Consider the following 21,192-nt stretch of genomic DNA (forward strand, 5'->3'; position numbering starts at 1 on the left):
ATTTATAATATTTTCTATTTATACTGTCGGCTATTATCCTCTACCAGCAGTTTCTTAAATTTAACCATAAATACACTTGTGGTAACCACTGCTGCTATAATGTCACTTACAGGTTCAGCAAGAAATACCGCTAACACTTTATTGCTCATAAATACTGGAAGTATGAATATAAGCGGTATAAGCAATATAAGCTTTCTAAGGCAGGCCATAATAAGGCTGACCTTTGCCTGTCCCAGTGCCATAAAACTCTGCTGACAGCATATCTGAAAGCCCAGTGAAAACATTCCTGCCATATATACCCTTAACGTCCACACTGTATACTGCTTAAGTTCTGCATTGTTTGTAAACATTCCGGCAAATACCTGAGGCACAAGCATCATAACTGCCCAGCTTGCAATTGTAAATATAATACATACCTTAAACTGTGTAAAAAATGCCCTCTTAACCCTGTCATAGTTCTTGGCACCGTAATTATAACTCATAATAGGCTGTCCACCCTGACATATTCCCTGCAATGGCATAAGAACAAGCTGGTTAGTGCTTGTTATAATTGTCATAGCACCAACCGCCAGATCACCGCCATAACGTGACAGACTTGATGTAAAGCTTACAGATAATATGCTCTCTGTTGAAAGCATTACAAAGCTTGATATTCCAAGTGCAAGGCAGGGCATTATTATAGTGCTTTTAAGCTTCAGATTACATTTTCTAAGTCTTAAAATGGTCTTATCTCCGGTAAGAAAATGTAGTATCCATACTGCACCAACTGCCTGACTAAGCACTGTTGCAAGTGCTGCTCCCTGAACGCCCATATTGAATACAAATATAAATACCGGGTCTAATATAATATTAATAACTGCCCCGATAACTGTTGTCAGCATACTAATCTTGGCAAAACCCTGCGTTGTAATAAACAAATTCATTCCTAACACAATAAGCACAAATATGCTTCCAAGCACATATATCCTTGCATATGAAAGAGCATATGGCATTGTAACACTGCTTGCACCGAACCATTTAAGAAGCACTGGCAATGTCCCATAAAATCCTGCTGTAAGCACGACTGCACATATCACTAAAAATGTAAAACAGTTCCCGACAATTTTCTCTGCCGTAGCATTATCTTTCTTACCCATATAAATAGCAGCCCTTGGTGCTCCACCCGAACCGGCAAGCATTGCAAATGCATTAAGAAGCATAAGAACCGGCGTAAATAAACCAACACCTGTAAGTGCATCTGCACCTATCTGTGGTATATGTCCTATATATATCCTGTCAACTATATTATAGAGCAAATTCACTACCTGAGCTACAACCGCTGGAATTGCAAGCTTTGCCATAAGCTTAGGTATACTGCCCTCACCTAAATTATTAATCATATTATTCTTCCTCAAACCATCTTATTTCTTATCTCTTCAACCATAGTCTCATTGGTCATACCAAGCTCTTTAAGAAGCTCTGCTGGATTATAACGGTCATAGAATTTTTTTCAAGTTTTATAGCTGCTGCCAGACTTTCACCCATCTGATAAAAATCACCAAGTGCAAGTATCGCAACATTTTCTCCCTGCTGTTCCACCTTATACTTTCCAATCTCGCTATAATCCTTATCACCCTCACGATCTGTAACCTCATTACCCGGAATAAGTATCATAACAGGGTGTTCCTTCTGGTCAAGCATTTGTTATGTCTGATTTATTCAAAAATTTATTTCTTTGAATAATTGCGTGTCCATTTTTTACAGCGCTGCATAATGCTGTAACTGTTGGCAGTTTTTCGATATAATCAGCCCCATCAAATATAACTTTTCCATTTTTATTAACAATTCCCCAATAACCATCTTTAAACTTTACTCTAGCATAATTACCCTGATATTCATAATCATAAATCTCTGCATAATCATCCCTTATCTGTGTTTCTTTATTATCTGATATAAAATTATCTGCATTATTCTTTTCATTATCTGTTGCTGACACTGAATATTCTGATTTATCAGTCTGCGAACTATTATTTTTGTTGCCTGTTATTTCATATATAACCATTATTGCTATAATCAAAATAACAGCTACGCATATAACAATATATTTTTTATTTGTCTTTTTCATATAAATATCTCCTATTAATTACAATTAACCACATTTGCAATTATATGCCGAAAAAATCAACGTTATTATATCCTAAAACTTCAGGATATTCCTGTGTAATTTCTATGCTGAAGCCGTTGCTGGTATGTTTATCGACCTGTTCCAAAATCCGGATAAAGCTAACTATGCCAGAACTTATGAATATTTCTCAGTTAACTTTTTACGTTCATCTGCAAGCCATGTTACAAACTGTTCCATACCTTCACCTGTCTTTGCACTTATTGGCATAATTATAGCATTTGGATTAAGTTCTTTAACATGATTAGTAAACTTCTGCATATCAAAATCAAATGCTTTCAGAGTATCTATCTTATTAACAAGTACAACATTACATACTGAGAACATAAGCGGATACTTAAGCGGCTTATCATCACCCTCAGGAACTGACAGTATCATAACATTACGGTGTGCCCCTGTATCGAACTCAGCAGGGCACACAAGATTACCTATATTTTCAAGAAATAGTATATCAAGGTCATCTACACCATACTCGCTTATTGCATCTGCCGTCATCTTGGCATCTATATGACACAAACCTCCGTTATGTATCTGCATTGTCTTTACACCAGTTGACTCTGCTACTCTTCTTGCATCTATATCAGACTCAATATCAACGTCCATCTCACCTATGCGGTAATCATCTTTAAGCATATTGATAAGTCTTGACAGCATAGTAGTCTTACCACTTCCCGGTGATGACATAATATTAACGAAAAACACCTTCTTATCATTTAACATACGGCGTGTCATATCCGCCTGATTATCATTCTTAGAATACACACTTTCATTTAATTTAATAACTCTGACTTCTGCCATCTTAATCTCCATTTCCAAACTACTATTTAATATAGTTATAGTCTAATAGTTTTTCACTATCTTTGTCAATATCAGTCTCTTTCATTAACTACATTTCATATAATTGTTTTTGATGTATAGAAAGAGGCGCCGCACTAATTTCTTAATGCGACACCCCTTTTTATTGTTACTATAAAATTGAGAAAGTTTTAATGTGAATCACTTATTATATTTACCTGATTGTTTATTTGTATATTACTTCTTATATCCAAATTCTGGAATATTGCTCCATCTGTTACGGAAGTAATGAGCTACCATCTTAGGCTTTCTATCCCTTGTGAATAAGCCTTTCTTGTTACCCTGTACTCTGAGTAAGCTCTGGCTTGTAGCAAAATCTGCAAAGTTCCATGCCTGCTCACCAACTACGAATTCGAATTCATCAAATACCTTATTGTTCATCTCATAATACTCAACCTGATATTCCTCTGTATACATAACAGATGTTGTATCGTGAAGTCCGCTGACAGTATCTGCACCATATTCTGTAAACATTACTGGCTTTCCAAGCTTGCCCCAGTCTGAAAGTTCCTTGCGAAGTCCTTTTTCAGAGATTTCAAGGTCTGGTCCACCAAAATACCAGCCATAATAACGGTTAAGGCATATAACATCGCTTAATTTAGAAGAACAATCAGTATCAGCAGTTGTTCCCTGAACACTTACTAATGTGCAAGGACGTTTCTGTGGATCGATTTCCTTTGCAAGGTCAAACAATGGTTTAAAGTAATCATATGCTCCCTCTGCTGCTGAGTCAGGCTCATTGGCAATACTCCACATAACAACACAGGCATGGTTCTTATCTCTTGAAATAAGGTCTCTTACAACATCCTTATGATGCTCCTGTGTCTGAACTCCGTGTTCTTTATCAAATGTACCGATTCTTTCTCCGCCAAAGTTAGCACCGCCACCAAACTGAAGGTTAACACCTACTGCTGTTGTTTCATCAATAACAACGATACCTTCCTCGTCACATAATCTCATCATCTCTTCACTGTATGGATAATGGCTTGTTCTGAAGCTGTTAGCATGCTGCCACTTCATAATAGATATATCCTTTGTGTTCATAGGAAGATTAATTCCTCGTCCATTAGGGAATGTATCCTCATGCTTTCCATAGCCCTTAAAGTAAAATGGTTTTTCATTAATAAGGAACTTAACTCCATCTACTCTTACGCTTCTTACACCATATGGAAGAGTATATACATCTTCTCCTGCTGTAACCTTTATCTGGTAAAGATAAGAATTTAATGGCTGCCATAGCTTTACATTCTCAAGCTCAAGCTTTCCCTGTGTTCCTGCTGCCTCTGCAACCTTGTTACCCTCAGCATCAAACACCTCAACCTTACAAGCTGTGCTATCCTTATCCACACCCTCAATATCAACAGCATAGTTAAGTACTGCTGATGGTGTTTCCTTTCCAAAGTCAATATCTGATGTTACTGTAATATCATTGATATAAGTTTTAGGTGTTGTGTATATCTTAACTGGTCTTGTGATACCGCAGTAGTTAAAGAAGTCAAAGTTAGGATTGTTCTGAGGCTTTTCAGATGCTCCTGCACCCATTCCTCCCATCAGACCGCTCATCATATTAGCCTTACCACCAACTGGAAGAGTTGTATAATCAATAACATTATTAACTGCTATTGTAAGAAGATTATCACCATCCTCTAACACATCATTTAACTCAACCTCAAATGGAAGGAAGCCACCCTTATGCTCACATATTAAATTACCATTAAGATAAATCTTTGCATAATGTGTTACTGCTGCACATCTTAATACAATTCTCTGACTCTTTACATATGATGGAACTGAAATATTTCTCTGATAGAATACCCATCCGTAATGATCCCTGAAATCAGCTCCTTCCTTTAAATCGTTGTATGAAGCTGGAACTGGCATAGTATCTGCATCCTTTAATGGTGCTTCATACCATTTCTCATCAAAGCCATTGCCATTGTCTAACTTAAAATCCCATACTCCACTTAAGTCACTTAATAATCTTGATTCTGTTAAAATTGGATATAACATAATTGATTCCTCCTGTAATTTTAAAATTTTGTATAATAATTTGTATAATAATTTTATTTTTCAGATGATGCCGGGGTCAGATGCCCCGACTTTATACCTACATATTGTTTTGCACTACGCATTTTCATTTCTCTTAATTCTAAGCTTTTCTGCATTCTCTTCAACTCTCTTCTTATTAAGAGGATATAAGAACCATAAAGCAAGTAAAAGTAATATCATTCCTCCCGCTGGTACAAGGCAGGTAATATTATATATTCCATCTACTACCTTTGGATCAAAGGCTGTTACTGAAGTATATCCTATTATTGAAAGAAGCACTCCTGATAAACCTGATGAACAAGCCTGTCCAAGCTTTCTTGCAAATGAATATACTGAATAAATTGTTCCATCCTGACGGACTCCAGTCTGAACCTCTGACTCATCAATTACATCTGTAATCATAGCCCATATAACCATATTGAACATTGAAGTTCCTATTGTAGCTACGATTATTAATCCTACCCATACCAATACATTGTGTGTATGAATTATGAATAATAGTATGAAGGAAGCTGCACTTATAAAGCATCCTATCATTGATAATTCTTTTTTACCTATCTTTGAAGCAAGCTTTACTATAAATGTTGAAAGTGCAAGTATAACAACTGTTCCTGCAAGACTTGCTATAGACATAGCCTTTATATTACCAAAGTAATTAGGATATACATAAGCATTCATGTTACTTAATGATAACTGTGCAAGTAAGAATACTAATGCACATACTATAATTCCTATTAATGACTTATTATGAACAAGCTGCTTAATAAGTTCCTTAAATGAGAACTTCTGTGTATTCTGTTCTACCTTAACTCTTTCTGTTGTCATATGATAGCAGAGCATATAACATATAACTGCGCCTATTGAACAGATTAATGCTCCAATCATCATCTTTTCACCAGATAATACTGAATTACCGGCTGCATCTGTATAATATACTACAAGTGGTAATATAACACCTATAGCTGTCTGTGCAAGTGTTGCACCAATTGTTCTCCAGTTAGAAAGTGATGTTCTGTCTGTTGGGTTATCTGAAATTGCAGATGCCATTGAACCATAAGGAATATTAACTCCTGTGTAACATACGCTTCCCCAGAGGAGATATGTGAAGAACATCCAGAATATCTTAAATCCCATTGGCATTCCCTTAAAATATGTTGCATACATCAGAAATGAAGCTACAGCAACCGGACCACACATACGTCTTATCCAAGGAGCGAACTTACCTTTCTTACCAGGTCTGCTTCTGTCTACTATCTGTCCCATTGTTACATCTGTTATGGCATCGACGAATCTTGCTGCCATCATCATAAGTCCTACAAGTGCTGCTGAAACTCCCATAACATCTGTATAGAACTTAAGTAAAAACATTGCTGATAACAAAAATGTAAAATCATTACCAAAATCGCCAAACATATAGCCCAGCTTATCTTTTATACCGAAAGGCTTTACCTTTCCATTAGTTTCTTTCATTGTATATCCTCCATTCTTATGCGAAATATATGCGAAATATATTTTGTATTCATCATTAATTGTTAAATAGTTTCTTTAAAGACGTCCTTAAATATTGTTCTGCATTTCGTTGTGCTGTTGTTTTCTATGGTTTTATAATACCCTTTTTAATTATTAACAGTTATTACTAAATTTAGTCTTTATAGTATAATTTTTACCTGTACAATTTTCACACTAAAAATTATACTATTGTATAATTAAATTGTACTAACATGTCAGTTGTGCTCATATTAACATGTTAGTGATTACATTTGAGACATGCTAGTTTTAAAGTTTATAATTGTTACAGATATAAATTTTTGTTTTATGCACATATCATAATTTTAAAAATTATTTTAAAAATAATAATTAATAGATAATATTTTATACAACTTATGCTATAATATGTAAATATAATGTAAAAATATAGCTTTGGGGGGAATATATATGGAATACAAAATATATTTAGATTATACAATCGAACTTTTATCGCAAATAAAAATTCCATCCTATATTATTGACGCTCCTTACACATGGGATAATCAAATTGATGGTGGACTTAGAAATAACATTTTCACCCAGAATACTTATATGAATAATCAAGAAAACTTCAGCCAGTTTATCAGCTCCTATAACAGGGATAATACTGCATTATTTATACATGACAGCTTTTCATGTGAATATATACATATTAAGCTTCCGGACAGCACAAGAATATTCATAGCAGGTCCATTCTCATATGAACGATTCACTAACCAGAGAATACTTGACTTATGTTCTTACAATTCAGTTCCTGTGCAGTATAATGAGTTTATGCAGCTGTACTACTCTGCTCTTCCAGTATTTGCTGATGAACGATGTATTACAGCTATTATAAGCTGTCTTTGCAGCAGGCTTTGGGGTAATAATTATACTATTGAAAAAAAACATATACTTAATAAGAATTTAACCCAGTATATGTATAAAGAAGAAGCACCTGAGCCTACAAAAAAATCTGTCGAAGCTCTGGAAATCCGCTATAAAAATGAAGCATTTCTTATGGAATGTATAGCACATGGAGATTATAAGTCTATTGAAAATATGGAGCGTCTTAACTCTTCTGATATAAAGCCACGCTTATCTGACTCTATACGTGACAGAAAGAACTTTATGATTATATTAAATACAATCTGCCGTAAAGCTGCACAGACTGCATATATACATCCGGTACATCTTGATGAAATATCGCGCAAATTTGCAATTAAAATTGAAGACTGCACATCAATCGCACAGCTTGAAGTATTAGAAAATGAAATAACAAGAAAATACTGTCTTCTTGTCCAGTCACACTCATTACGGACATATAGCAAGCCTATACAGAATATAATCAACTATATATCCTTCAATCTCACAGCTGATTTAAGCCTTAACGCTTTATCAGAAGAGTTTATGTTAAACAGCAGTTATTTATCAACGCTCTTTAAAAAAGAAACCGGAGTGACTCTTACGAACTTCGTCAACAATAAAAGAATAGAGCATGCAATATATCTGCTCAACACAACACAGTCTGCTATTCAGGATATTGCCGCACAATGTGGCATTAACGATGTGAACTACTTTACCAAGCTTTTTAAAAAGCTTAAAAATATGACTCCTACGCAATACCGCGAAATGATACAACACAAATAAGCTATAAATTAAAAAAGGCTGACGTAATGATAGTATATTACGTCAGTCATTTTTATCTTTTTAATATAATGATACAAAAATATGCGGATATAAGGGGAATTTCTTTCATTTACTTCAATTTTTTTCAAAATATTCCGGATATATTCCCTTAAGCTTATCAAGTTCATTAAATATTCTGCTTATATGTGCTTTTATAACGCGAAGATACATTCTCTTATCTTTATTCCTTATCGCATCAATAAGCATATTATGCTCATCATTAGTCTTTACGCTTATGTTTTTATTTAACTCTGCAAGATATCTAATTCTGTTGTAATGGCTCATCTGTGTCTTTATTATATTCTTCGCAAGCTGTTCGCCGGAACATTCATATATTAATTGATGAAATTCATTATCTATCTCTATTCTTGGAATACTTTCTGTTTCTTCGTCATAATTAATAAGTCGATTATTAAGCTCTGCCATCTTATCAAGCATATCAGCACTTGCATTTTTAAAAATTGCATCAACCATCCCAATCTCAAGACTCTTTCTGACAAACCATTCCTGCTCTGAACGCTTACAATTAATACAGGCTACATACGTTCCAGACTGAGGTATAACCTTTAAAAGTCCTTCTTTCTCAAGATTAACTATTGCCTCTCTTGCAGGTGTCCTTGATACATTATATCTTAATGCAATCTTCTGGGCACTTATAGAATCTCCTGGCAAAACTTCAAAATTCATTATATCGTATTTTAATTTTTCATATGTTTCTTCATTTAATGATTTTTCCATAAAATTACAGCCTTTCTATATATAACAGCAATCTGCCATTAATATAAAAATATAAAACAATTAATAAAATAAATAGCAAAAGCCGTCCAGAACCAATATCCTGCATAATCTCTACAGCTCTGAACGGCACAATATGTTTATATTATATATAAGATAAGCATGTCAAACGTATATTATAACATCTGCATCACATTAAAGGTATTTCTTAAGCGTTTCTCTTATAGCACCTTTTCCTGATATTTCTTCGACAAACATTTCTTCAATCTTATCACCAATTCCTGCTTCATATAAATTTATACCAAATATATTAGCATTTGACAATAAGTTCTTAAGCTGACCCGTGTAAGATGATGACTCACCCCATACGATACCATCAAGCTGACATTTCAATTCATCAGCCATAGGGTCTGGGGATAATTCAAAAGCTTCACCATTATCATCAATGCCAAGAAGATACCTGCACCAGCCTGCAATCGCAAGCGGAATGGCAGTTAGTGCTCTGGCACTTCCATCCTTGGCAACATATGACTTTATAGTTTCACCATATCTTATGCCAACCTTCTGAGATGTATCTGTTGCAATTCTTTGTGGTGTATCAGGCATAAATGGATTAGGTATACGCACATTTATAACTTCATCTGCAAACTTCTCTGGGTCTATAATACCAGGATTAGTAACAACAGGCATACCCTCAACAAGCCCTATTCTTTTTACAAGCTCTGAAAGTTCCTTATCCTTCATCTCATCAGCTATAAGGTCATAGCCTAATACGCAGCCATATACTGCAAGTGCTGTATGCAATGGATTAAGACAGGTTGTAACCTTCATTCTCTCCACCTTGTTAACTGTATCCCTGTCCGTCATATATACTCCTGCCTTTTCAAGCTGTGGTCTTCCATTCGGAAATCTATCCTCTATAACAAGATACTGTGGTCCTTCTGCATTAACAAATGGAGCTATATAAGTTCTCTTTGATGTAATAACAGGGTCCATATCTTCAACCCCGGCTTCTTTTAACGACTCAGCCACAGTATCTGCTGGTCTTGGAGTAATCTTATCTATCATAGACCATGGGAAAGATATTGTATTTTCATCATTGACATATTGTACAAAATCTTCGCTAACAAAACCTTTTTTCTGCCATTCGCCTACCATATCTGTTATTGAATTTCTTAACTTTTCACCATTATGTGAGCAGTTATCCATAGACACAACTGCTAAAGGTGCCTTACATGTATTAAATCTTTCATATAAAAGTGCTGACACAACTGCCATAGCTGATGATGCCTTATCAGGACCATTATCTATATCACTTCTGATAAATGGAAAATACTCTCCCTTTGCATCTCGAAGTGCATATCCTTTTTCTGTTATTGTAAATGAAACCATCTGAAGCTGTGGACTTGCAAATATTTTCTTCAATCTTGACCACTCAGCATCTACTGATGACTGTGCCTTAACAGCCTCTGTAAGTGAACCTAATACTTTCTTATCAGTGCTTCCATCTTCCTTTAATGTAACAGCCATAACAAGATTGTCGAATGGCTTGTATATCTTATCAACTACATCATAATCAAATGTTTCAACACATGTAATTCCTTTATCTGACAATCCCTGCTCTAATAATGAGTCTGCTATTCCACCTATAAATATTCTGAAAATGTTGCCTATTCCGAAATGAACCCATACAGGTGCTTCCTTTGTAGCTGTTGCAACTTTTTCAACATCATATGATGGAAGCTTTATTCCAGCCTTCTCCCATGCTTCTTTATCTTTAATACCTTGTATTGAAAGTTTCATGCTAATCCTCCATTCCTATATACATATTCATATATAAAACCATATTCCCATACAAAATTTACTGAGCTGACTTATCTATAGCCTCCCACAGACCATTAAGATATGTGGCACCTAATGCTCTGTCATAAAGACCATATCCTGGCATAGCAACCTCATCCCATATCATTCTTCCATGGTCTGGTCTTATGACTCCGTCAAAGCCTGTATCATATAAAGTCTTCATAATCTTATACATATCTATAGATCCATCAGATGATAAATGTGCTGCCTCTTCAAAATCTCTTGGAGAGTTGTACTTAAGATTTCTTACATGTGCAAATGGAATTCTGCCTCTGCAGGCCTTAATAATCTCACATAAATCATTGTTCTGGTTAGAACCAAATGAACCTGTACACAACGTAATTCCATTATAAGGCTTATCAACAGCATCAAGAAGTCTTGTAACTGAGTCCTTACCTGTCATAATTCTTGGCAATCCGAATATTGGCCATGCTGGGTCATCTGGATGAATACCCATCTTTATATCATATTTTTCACATACAGGTCCGATTGCTTCAAGGAAATATACAAGATTATTAAACAGCTTTTCTGCATCCACATCACTATACATTTCAAAAAGTTCTTTTAATCTGTCAAGTCTTTCCGGCTCCCATCCCGGCATAACAAAACCATTAGACATCTTCTCAACTGACTCTTTCATATGTTCAGGATCAATCATATCTACAGTATCCTGATTATAAGCAAGAACTGTTGAACCATCTTCCCTTACTCTTGCAAGCTCAGAACGTGTCCAGTCAAACACTGGCATAAAGTTGTAACATACCATATGGATGTCAGCTTCGCCAAGAGCCTGTAATGTCTTAATATAATTATCAATATGTTCATCTCTCTTAGCTGTACCTATCTTAATATCATCTGATACATTAACAGACTCAATACCGGCTATTCCAAGACCAGCATCACATACTACCTTCTTAAGTTCAGCTATCTCCTCAGGCAGCCATAACTCTCCCGCCTGCTTTCCAAATAGTGTTGTAATAACATTCTTAACTCCAGGTATCTGTCTTATCTGTTTAAGTGTTACACTGTCATAACCTGGTCCATACCATCTTAATGTCATATCCATAATGCTAAATCCTCCTTAAATTAAAATATAATCAAAAAATCACTTTATTATAGATGTACTTCGTATTATTAATTAATTCGTACACCAATTATCTATAAATATTATGCTGCATAATTACTTTGATGTCATCATACTAACATGTTAGTGCTGACATGTCAATCAATTTTTTTAATTTATTTTATATTCTTATATTCTCACTCATATACTATACCTTATAATATAAAAAAGACGTGTGAAAAATTTCTATTTTTCACACGCCATTAAAACTATATTATTATAAACACCTGAATATACTGCCTCTGAATATATTCTGCCAATCATAATATTCTGTTTGATATTATTTGTCAGCTTTTCTTTCTGTTATTTTTTATTATTATCCGTTAGTTCTCCTTTTCTTACTGCTAATAGCCATACATACTGTCATTCCTCCAACAGATAACATAAGAAGCCATACAAATATACTGTTATTGTCAGCTGTATCCGGGGTTTCTTTCACTTCTGCAGCGGTATCATTAGCACCAGCACTGCCTGAGCCTGCTCCTGTATCATTCGAACCTGCATCACCTGAGCCTGCTCCTGTATCATTCGAACCTGCATCACCTGAGCCTGCTCCTGTACCATTGTCAACCACATCACCTGAGCCTGCTCCATTTGAATTATCATTATCAGATACCTTCGCAATTACTGTATCTGCTTTCTTTATCTCGACATAGCCATTGTCTTCTACATAATATCTGTCACAATCTTCACAATGCCAGTATTCAATATTACCTTCTTCTGCCTTAGTTGCCGCCTTTGCTTCTACTAACTTTAAGCCTTTATGCACACCAAGATTATATGTTCCATATTCCTCATTACAGATTATACACTGTGCTTTCTGTATACAAGTTGCCTCTCCACCTGTATGATGGCAGTGATAAGCACATATCTTGCATACTCCTGCCTCCCAGATATGTTCCTCACTTGCTGATACCTCTAAGCCACAACAGCCATATGCTTTTTTGTGTGTATCTTCGGTCTGCACCCACTCTGGATTTCTTGTATGCTTTGAAGGCTCTTTATCTGTGTATTCCATGCCACAGTTTTCACATATTGCACCACTTGTACAATTAGCTTCCCCTCCTGTATGTATGCATTTATAATCACAGATTTCGCATACACCATCTTTCCACTTATGATTTTCTTTAGCTAATGTTACTTTACCACAGCAGGTATATTTCTTCTCGTGTGTTGTTGTTGTCTTAATACATTCCTCTGTTCCAGTATGATTATTCTCATCTACTTTTCCATAAGGGAGATTACAAATAGTACAGACTGCTTTTTCTGTACAGGTTGCCTCTCCACCTGTATGTTCACAGCCATATCCACATACACTGCAATGTCCATTTTCCCACTTATGACTTTCAACAGCTTCATATTCAGCACCACAACATTCATATTTCTTCTGGTGTGTACCCTCCGTCTGCACCCATTCAACACTTCCACTGTGGTTAGATGGATTTAACGCACCATATTCTGAATTACAATATGTACATACAGCTTTTTTAGTACATGTTGCTTCTCCGCCTTCACAATCCTTAGTTTCTTCTGCTGTACAGCCCTGTATTGTACACTTTCTTGTATGTGTGCCATCACCATTAGACTTCCACTCACCATAAGTATGTTCTGCTTTAGCCGCTGTAACAATCTGTCCACATTCACATATTACAGGTGTTGTACAATCTCCATCGTCTGTACCACTATGCTCTGTCTTAGTACTTGTTACTTCACAGCCATCATTCTCACATACTTTCCAATGGTAAGTATCATCTTTTGACCAGCTATCACTGTACTTATGACTTGTCTGTGCAGGAAATACCTTGCCACAGATAGTACAAACAGAATCTTTAGTACAATCGTTATTGTTAGGTATATGATTTTCCAGTACCTTTATATAAAGCTGCACATTACAGCCATTATTATCTATTAATTTAATAGTCTGTTCTTTATCAGCATATGAGACAGTATAATAACCATTACTATCTGGTGTCAGCTTCTTATCATCAACTCTTACCTCTGTATAAGCCGGATCAGTTACTTTGAATCGTACTTCTTCACAATAATGACCATCATTAATAATTCCATCTACCAAACGATCTGGCTTATATTTAGCACTATAATAATATCGCAGCCTGATTGTACCTGATTCAAATATACCCTTCCTGCCATATTCCGCATTAATAAGATCATAATAAGATGAAATATTAAGATTCTGTGGCACAACAAACCCTGTTCCTACTGTACCATATAGCGTAATTGACTCTCTTAATGGTGTCTCAAAACTGCTATTACCATAACCATCTGTCCTCAGATAATCAATAATTACTCTTCCTTTTTCTTCTGGCACTGATACCTGCAATGAACTCTCCTTGTCTACAAGAATCATTGTCGTATACGCCGGCACTTTTACAGTCGAACCACTGACTTCACCAAGTGATACTAAACCGGCACTTTCCCCATTAGCAATAATCACCCAGTCTGCGGCCTCTCTTGAAGCTGGAATTGCAATCTCTTTATCATCAGCTGTATCATTATTCAATACTGCCATAGTGCTCCATTCACCTTCTGTTGTATTAGTCAGTACATAAGCTTCTTTATTATTACTAATATTCTGACTATCGGCAAGTGGTGAAAAGGCTTTTCTAATATCCATAAGACCTCTATAATAAGATACTACATCTGTATAATCTATACATTTCTGCCATTCAAGCACTGACTTGTCCTGCTGTGTTGTTCCTTCAACACTACTGCACATTTCTTCTCCTGCATCCATATATAATATTCCTGGTGTTGCATATTTCATTGCAGCCTGCTGTTTATACATTTTTATTGCTTTTTCATTTCTTGCTCCATATGTGCTTCCATTAATAGAACTAATTATATTATCATATATAGATGTCTTATTCTGTCTATCTGTCTTGGTATAATTATCGCCCCATATAACAAGTCTGGGATCTGTCTTTGCAACATTTTCTTTTACTTCATCTAACCATTTATCCAGTCTTGAATGATATGCTTTTGTGTCAAAGCAGTCAACTAAATCTATTGAAAATCCATCTATATGATATACCTCTGCCCAGTATTTCATGGAATTTTCAACATATTTACGATACATTGCACGCTCCGTGGCACACTCATTGTCATAATCAGTTGTAGTGTAATAAGTTCCATTCGTATTATGTCTGTAATAATAACCAGGAACTACTTTTTCAAATACAGACTCTGTTGGTGTAACCGTATGCGTATATGGCATTTCCATTACAACTGAAATTCCCGCGTTATGAAGTGCCTGAATCATTGCTTTACATTCTTTTATTATTGCTTCACTATTTGATGCATCAGAAGCATAATCCGGCTCCGGTGCATTAAAATTCGCAACTACATATTCATCGTCAGAAGCATAATCTGAAAATGGTGCAAGTTGTACGGTTGTAACACCTAATTCTTTAAGATAATCAATACCTGATGACAATTCACCTGCATTATTTACAGTTGCACCTTTTTCTGTAAATGCACTGTATTTGCCATTTGATGTCGTACCTGATGATGTATCTGTTGAAAAATCTTTAATACTTACTTTGTATACATTATTAGCTTTGGCTGTATCTACATATATATGCTTATCATTCTCCCATCCATCTGGAGATACCATATCCGGATCTATAATATAAGAGCGCTTGCCATCTGCACTTACAGCTATTGAGTATGGGTCTGCAACCTGATATGTTGTATCGTGCGCACCCGTTATGTCTGTCGTAGAAATTGTATAATTGTAATAGAATCCTCTCCAGTCTCCTATAAGTGTTAATGTCCATACACCTGTCCACACATCTCTATTTCCATTAGCGAACATTTTTTCCAATGTAAATGATCCAACTTTAGATGACTCATCGTCATCATTCACACCTTTTCTGTAAATATTAACTTTTATATACGTTGCACTTGGTGCCCATATTTTAAAAGTTGTATAATCTTCAGTAGCCTCTATCCCAAGGTCTGAACCTTCATAAGTATAATTCTCATCAATATCGTCAGCACACTTATCATACCAATTATAAGTTCTCTTAGATGCCCTGCTGTTCTGGTTTGCAGCCGAACCTGCCACAGGTGCATTGGAGATAATCATACCTGCAGCTAATACCACTGCTATTATTTTTTTCAAATATTTCATAAACTCTCCTTTCTCTTATCGTACTTTCCCTGCAATAAAAACGTATGCAGTCTTTAAAAATATTACGAAAGCTTTATATGTTGGCATTATTATACAATAAAAAAACACAAAAAAAATGCCATCTGCGCGAAATGACATTTTTCTTGCGCGAATGACATATTTTTCTCAATATTCATTATATATGCAGTAAATTTTATTAAAATATGTTGTGGAACAGTATAAATTTTACTTATATATTATATTTATATACTATGCTTTATATGTATATATATCACATTTTCTATTAATACGACCGTTTCTAAACACTAATATGTGTTCTTTATATGTAATTGAGTCCTTGGAATACATAAATGGTTCTTCCCTGTATAACAGACACTCATATCCTGCTTCTTTGTATCTATCCAGTGCCTTAAGAGCCTTATTATGAACTATCTTATACTGTGCTTCCTCGTCACTGTTAAACGTCCTTTTGACATAATTGTCAGCTTCGTTCCGCACATCCATAATAAGCTTATCTATAAATCTGCTATGTGCCTTTCTATGAAACATAGCCGCAATAATATTACACTTAATTATGTCCGGTTTATTCAAATAGCATTTAAGCATACCTGCCATACGTTTATCGCCAACACTCACTGCCATATCTATAAGATAATTCACTGCGTCAGAATAAACTGCATCGGGATATGGCACATAATAAGCTTCTGGCACTGATTTATACTTCTTAATAGGTGGAAAATCTGCAAGCTGCATAAATATAAGCTCCTTACTGGTACAAGATGAGCTTCCAAGATATCTGTATTTATCCCTGACATCTGCAAGCTGATACTCCAGTTGTCTTAAATACTCATATCCCTTAACCCAGAAATGTCCCATACTGCCATAATTAAAATATGTAGTCTTAATACCTAGCTTATTAAATCTTATTGTAAATATATTCTCGCCGCCCTGATTAACTATAAGCATATATCCGTCACTAAGTGTTTCTATTCCAGCTACCTGTTCGCAGTCAATATCCTTATATTCTCCTGTCATTATAGAGTTCTCAAAAACAAAATAACTTTCAACTGAATCATTCATAAGATAAGCTGCATATATATCATCTTCGCCTTCCATATAAACAGGCTCGAACACACTAAGTTCAAATACCTGTGCAAGCTTTACAAACTCCTCTGGCATATCCTTAGTCAGTCCGTCAAGATATTCCATATAATATTCTATGTTATCAATCATTATTAATCTTACACCTGTTATTTACATATTTGTCATATTAATTATGTCTGATTTATTCAAAAAAATCAACTATCTTTCCATAACCACTATTTTATTAGACATACCGTGCACTGCGGGAATTATTCCAAGCACATTATAAACAGGCATAATCACTTTCATACCCTCGACCAGACTTACATCACGCTTCCAGTTAAATGCTGGCACAATCTGCTGTAGATCTTTTCCATTTTTAACACCCCAGCTAAACTTGGCATTACTGCCTTCTATCGATTTTTCCTTCATATGCTTTACAAAGAATGGTGACATAGTTTCGATCATTACTGTTGACTTATTAAAGGCTTTTTCTATAATCGAAAATATCTGTCTTATGTCATTCTCGTGTAAATACATTGACAAACCTTCTATGATTACAAGCACATTTTCTTTATTATATTCAATATCATCTGTATATGAAATGTCCATTGCAGACTTGGCAATCATTCTTCGTTAGTCATATTCAGCCCTCCTCATTTAAACAAATGTCATTATTAATTTATGTTTGATTAATCCTGCGTTCTGTAATTATAACTGTAATGTTCATATACTTCACTCCTTTTCAAGCTGCATTTGTTAGTTGTATCTAACTTTATTTTATAATACTCTATTTGAGGGATATTTTCAATATAACAATGCTCTGAAAAATGTTACTCCGTCAATAACCATTCTGATAAATAACTTGAAAAACATATGCTTTCTTTTGATCTAGTTATTCCTTTTTTTGATATCAGATAAACTTCTTTAGTGCATAAGTCCCTGACTTGTCCTTGTAAAAAGTAATATATCTAATTCATTTTCAATTTTCTTAATAACTTTGCTTAATGCCTGAGATGATACAAATAGCTGTTCAGCAGATTTTTTATATTGTGCGAGACATATACTGATAAGAAATTTCCGCAAGATTTTATGCGTTGGCTACCCAGTTGCAAATGCTAATATAAGAATGTAGGAAATATGGCATATAAAAATGTCAGAAAACCTACATTCTTATTTTATATTTTTAGGTGTATTGTTACACTTCCTTATGGAGGTGAACACTGCATGAAAAACAATCTTTTATAACTTATTCCTAATTATATTACCACCCCACAACAATGGTCTATCTCGTGCTGTATCACTTGTGCCGTAAACCCACTATACTTCCCATGTTGTGGCTTAAAATTACTATCAAGATAATCAACCTCTATCTCATCATATCTTATGCAAGGTCTGACACCATCTAATGATAAACAACCCTCTTCCGTCTTATATTCACCAGACTTCTTAGTTATAACAGGATTAATCATTGCAAACTGAAATGGACCTGATGCCACAACTATTATTGACTTATTCACACCTATCATATTTGCAGCCATTCCAACACATATTTCCCTATTTGCTCTTAACGTATCTATCAAATCTGTCACAACCTGCCTGTCTGCTTCTGTCGCAGGCTGTGCCTTTCTTGCAAATATCTGCTTTCCTTTTACAATTTTCTTAACCATAATTATATCCTTCTTCCACCGACATTTTAATCCTAATATTCTTTGTCAATATTGCCTTCTATTCCATACATTTCTTTAAATTTTTCGATATCTGCTGACGTTTTTACAAGCATAATATCTTCTATTTTGCCAGTATGAATATCCTTAAATCCAGCCACCTGTTCACCCGTACATATGCTGGTTTTAATTACCGGTTTCATATGCTCTTTATCATATGAATACACTTTTTCCTTCTTTTTAAACAAACCCATATGATTTATCACTCACATTCTCTATATATTTTTTGCTTACTATTTTAATAAAATTTCGCTATATCCGAAACACTCTTTCTCTTAGGCATCTGCGCATCCTTTGTTCCATATCCAACTGCAATAACTGAAACTGCCTGCTCATTTTCTGGCAGATTAAAGAACTCTCTTATTGCCTCACCATCACGAATTCCCATAATCAGTGTATCAAGTCCTAATTCTTTAGATTTAAGAACGAAATTCTCGTTTTGCAGTCCAAGGTCATAATAACCCCAGCCGTTGGCACATTCATTAACTGGCTCACCTGATAATCTGTCAAATCCAACGCAGTTCTTTACAAATGTTGTTACAACAAGAGCTGCTCCCTCTGAATTGTTCTGATTGAATTCTGGCAGACACTTATGTCTGAATTCTTCAATTTTGTCGTCTGATAATATGCAGTAATATCTAGATGTCTGCAAATTCTTCCACGAAGGTGCTAATATGGCCGCATTTATAATAGTTTCAAGCTGCTCTTTTGTAACTTTCTTTTCAGCATCGTAACTTCTCATACTTCTTCTGCTATTCAATACTTCCTGTAATTCCATAATAATCCTCATTTCTACGCATATTTTTGTACATAACGAGTTTGTGTCAAGTGCACACACACATAAGTCTCACGTGTGAAAAATCTATTTTCACACCAATTCTCTTTTATACGCCATTTTTAATAAAATTTTGTATCAAGTGTATACTGCTGATAAAACAGCAAAAACAATAAACTATGATTTATTTCAAATATTTTTTGATAATTTTACTTCAATATCTTCTTAATCTGCTTTTCAGTCGCAGACGGATACAATATGTTCATATGTGAAACTATTTTCTGCCACGAAGCTTCCGGCTTTTCCTTATAATCAGAGGTAACATAATCATAACCATAGATATGCTCTATTGATGAATAAACAGCCACATCCCAGCCATATTCTTCACCACTTTTATTAATACGCTTCCTAAAATCGCAGTTACATATATACATCTGCATCATAAGATTAGCAACTGCGCCATCAAATCCTTTTTCACCATCTTTGCCGTAGCCAGCCTGTTTCTTTAACTCATTAGAAAATATTTCGTTATCTGCATTTTCTTCCATAAAATGCTTCATAATCTTTTTATATTTAAGCGGTGCTTTTCCATCCTCATATAACGCATCAAAATCGTATCCGTCACGCCTGTAATTTGCAAATGCAGGAACCCATTTTCTTGATACAAAACCTGCCTTCTTTCCGAAAAACTTTCCATAGATTATATCGTGCTGTCTTGCTATAACCGCACGCCACAACCACGGGTCATATAATTCATCATCACACCACCAGTACTCAGGTGCTGTCCATTCTTCCAGTGAAAATCCTTCTATTTCATTCTTAAATAAAGGCAGAAAACCTACATCATTAATGTGTTCGATTGCTTTCTCAACTGTATGTATACACGCTGGATTGTCCCACTCAAGTCCGTGCATAATCCATTCTCCAGATTCATTTCCCATATATTTTACCGCCCAGTATTTTCATATTTATGATGTCAGTGTAAAAATTCATTTTATTACACATTTTAAAACAACTTATCATTCTAACTAGCTGATATAATCTTTTGCAAAAATTCTTCAATAATATCCAACACATTATCACTAAAGAATTCACTTCCACCGTGGTCAGCTCCCTCAAGCAAATATAACTTCACATCTTTATTATATTTCTTTAAAGCCTCATATACAACAACACTGACCTTTGGATTTATTGTACGGTCTTTTGTTCCGTGAAACATTAATATTGGTGGCAATGAAACATTTTCACTTATATTACACTCAACCGACATAGCTCTGCATAACTCAGGATTCTTGTCTGTGGTGTGATAATCTGCAAATGCAGTGTCGTACCATTTATATGCGCATATTCCACATTTGAATATATATAAGTTCCCTTCTCATCTCCGCTTGTAGGAATTCTTGTAACTCCGTCTACTGGCTTATCAAAAGAATGGTATTCTTTATATGACCACTCTTTTACTTCCATAAGTTA

General features: G+C 35.1%; 19 protein-coding genes. 1 reads left to right on the forward strand and 18 read right to left on the reverse strand.

Features of this window, described 5'->3' with window-relative positions:
* Positions 1-14 precede the first annotated feature (14 nt).
* The 6 genes from WMO42_RS03865 to WMO42_RS03890 form a co-directional block, all read right to left on the reverse strand.
* Entirely contained in the window at positions 15-1,379 is a 1,365-nt protein-coding gene (locus WMO42_RS03865; RefSeq protein ID WP_349191599.1) for an MATE family efflux transporter, read from the reverse strand.
* 55 nt (positions 1,380-1,434) lie between these two features.
* Complete coding sequence (locus WMO42_RS03870; RefSeq protein WP_055306567.1) at positions 1,435-1,680, reverse strand: hypothetical protein; 246 nt, start codon at positions 1,678-1,680, stop codon at positions 1,435-1,437.
* Positions 1,673-2,104 (reverse strand): hypothetical protein, encoded by a 432-nt coding sequence (locus WMO42_RS03875; RefSeq protein ID WP_349191600.1) that lies wholly within the window; start codon positions 2,102-2,104, stop codon positions 1,673-1,675. The genes WMO42_RS03870 and WMO42_RS03875 overlap by 8 nt, the downstream gene beginning before the upstream one ends.
* A gap of 174 nt (positions 2,105-2,278) precedes the next feature.
* On the reverse strand, positions 2,279-2,959 hold the full coding sequence (gene hypB / locus WMO42_RS03880; RefSeq protein WP_055174613.1) for a hydrogenase nickel incorporation protein HypB: 681 nt from the start codon (positions 2,957-2,959) through the stop codon (positions 2,279-2,281).
* Between the two features lie 234 nt (positions 2,960-3,193).
* Positions 3,194-5,026: a beta-glucuronidase gene (gene uidA / locus WMO42_RS03885; protein WP_022502167.1), complete on the reverse strand. Its 1,833-nt coding sequence runs from the start codon at positions 5,024-5,026 to the stop codon at positions 3,194-3,196.
* Between the two features lie 114 nt (positions 5,027-5,140).
* Positions 5,141-6,535, reverse strand: coding sequence for a glycoside-pentoside-hexuronide (GPH):cation symporter (locus WMO42_RS03890; RefSeq protein WP_022502166.1), 1,395 nt, complete (start codon positions 6,533-6,535; stop codon positions 5,141-5,143).
* A 465-nt stretch (positions 6,536-7,000) separates the two neighbouring features.
* On the opposite strand from WMO42_RS03890, the gene WMO42_RS03895 reads away from it, so the two are divergent.
* On the forward strand, positions 7,001-8,221 hold the full coding sequence (locus WMO42_RS03895) for an AraC family transcriptional regulator (protein WP_022501639.1): 1,221 nt from the start codon (positions 7,001-7,003) through the stop codon (positions 8,219-8,221).
* 114 nt (positions 8,222-8,335) lie between these two features.
* Here the strand turns inward: WMO42_RS03895 and WMO42_RS03900 are convergent, their stop codons facing one another.
* The 12 genes from WMO42_RS03900 to WMO42_RS03955 all read right to left on the reverse strand — a co-directional run bounded on the left by WMO42_RS03900 (position 8,336) and on the right by WMO42_RS03955 (position 21,186).
* Positions 8,336-8,998, reverse strand: a complete 663-nt coding sequence (locus WMO42_RS03900) for a GntR family transcriptional regulator (RefSeq protein WP_022501640.1) — start codon at positions 8,996-8,998, stop codon at positions 8,336-8,338.
* Positions 8,999-9,190: 192 nt separating this feature from the next.
* Complete coding sequence (locus WMO42_RS03905) at positions 9,191-10,798, reverse strand: mannitol dehydrogenase family protein (RefSeq protein ID WP_022501641.1); 1,608 nt, start codon at positions 10,796-10,798, stop codon at positions 9,191-9,193.
* Positions 10,799-10,856: 58 nt separating this feature from the next.
* Entirely contained in the window at positions 10,857-11,924 is a 1,068-nt protein-coding gene (gene uxuA, locus WMO42_RS03910) for a mannonate dehydratase (RefSeq protein WP_055174606.1), read from the reverse strand.
* Between the two features lie 373 nt (positions 11,925-12,297).
* Positions 12,298-16,134, reverse strand: coding sequence for an alpha-amylase family glycosyl hydrolase (locus WMO42_RS03915; protein ID WP_349191601.1), 3,837 nt, complete (start codon positions 16,132-16,134; stop codon positions 12,298-12,300).
* Positions 16,135-16,383: 249 nt separating this feature from the next.
* Positions 16,384-17,367, reverse strand: a complete 984-nt coding sequence (locus WMO42_RS03920; protein ID WP_349191602.1) for a DUF3878 family protein — start codon at positions 17,365-17,367, stop codon at positions 16,384-16,386.
* Between the two features lie 69 nt (positions 17,368-17,436).
* The gene (locus WMO42_RS03925) at positions 17,437-17,847 is read right to left on the reverse strand and encodes a hypothetical protein (protein WP_349191603.1); all 411 of its coding nucleotides are present in this window, start codon (positions 17,845-17,847) and stop codon (positions 17,437-17,439) included.
* Positions 17,848-18,476: 629 nt separating this feature from the next.
* Positions 18,477-18,887, reverse strand: a complete 411-nt coding sequence (locus tag WMO42_RS03930) for a peptide deformylase (protein WP_349191604.1) — start codon at positions 18,885-18,887, stop codon at positions 18,477-18,479.
* A gap of 32 nt (positions 18,888-18,919) precedes the next feature.
* Positions 18,920-19,138, reverse strand: coding sequence for a hypothetical protein (locus WMO42_RS03935; RefSeq protein ID WP_055306670.1), 219 nt, complete (start codon positions 19,136-19,138; stop codon positions 18,920-18,922).
* 44 nt (positions 19,139-19,182) lie between these two features.
* The gene (locus WMO42_RS03940) at positions 19,183-19,722 is read right to left on the reverse strand and encodes a nitroreductase family protein (protein ID WP_090140632.1); all 540 of its coding nucleotides are present in this window, start codon (positions 19,720-19,722) and stop codon (positions 19,183-19,185) included.
* A 206-nt stretch (positions 19,723-19,928) separates the two neighbouring features.
* Entirely contained in the window at positions 19,929-20,660 is a 732-nt protein-coding gene (locus tag WMO42_RS03945; protein ID WP_349191605.1) for a hypothetical protein, read from the reverse strand.
* Between the two features lie 83 nt (positions 20,661-20,743).
* Entirely contained in the window at positions 20,744-21,067 is a 324-nt protein-coding gene (locus WMO42_RS03950; RefSeq protein ID WP_349172141.1) for a prolyl oligopeptidase family serine peptidase, read from the reverse strand.
* A complete protein-coding gene (locus WMO42_RS03955) occupies positions 20,968-21,186 on the reverse strand; it encodes a hypothetical protein (RefSeq protein WP_055306558.1) in 219 nt (72 codons plus the stop codon). Before WMO42_RS03955 ends, WMO42_RS03950 begins: the two co-directional genes overlap by 100 nt.
* Positions 21,187-21,192 lie beyond the last annotated feature (6 nt).

This window comes from Lachnospira sp. CLA-JM-H23, assembly GCF_040096425.1.
In the GTDB taxonomy this organism is placed as follows: domain Bacteria; phylum Bacillota; class Clostridia; order Lachnospirales; family Lachnospiraceae; genus Lachnospira; species Lachnospira rogosae.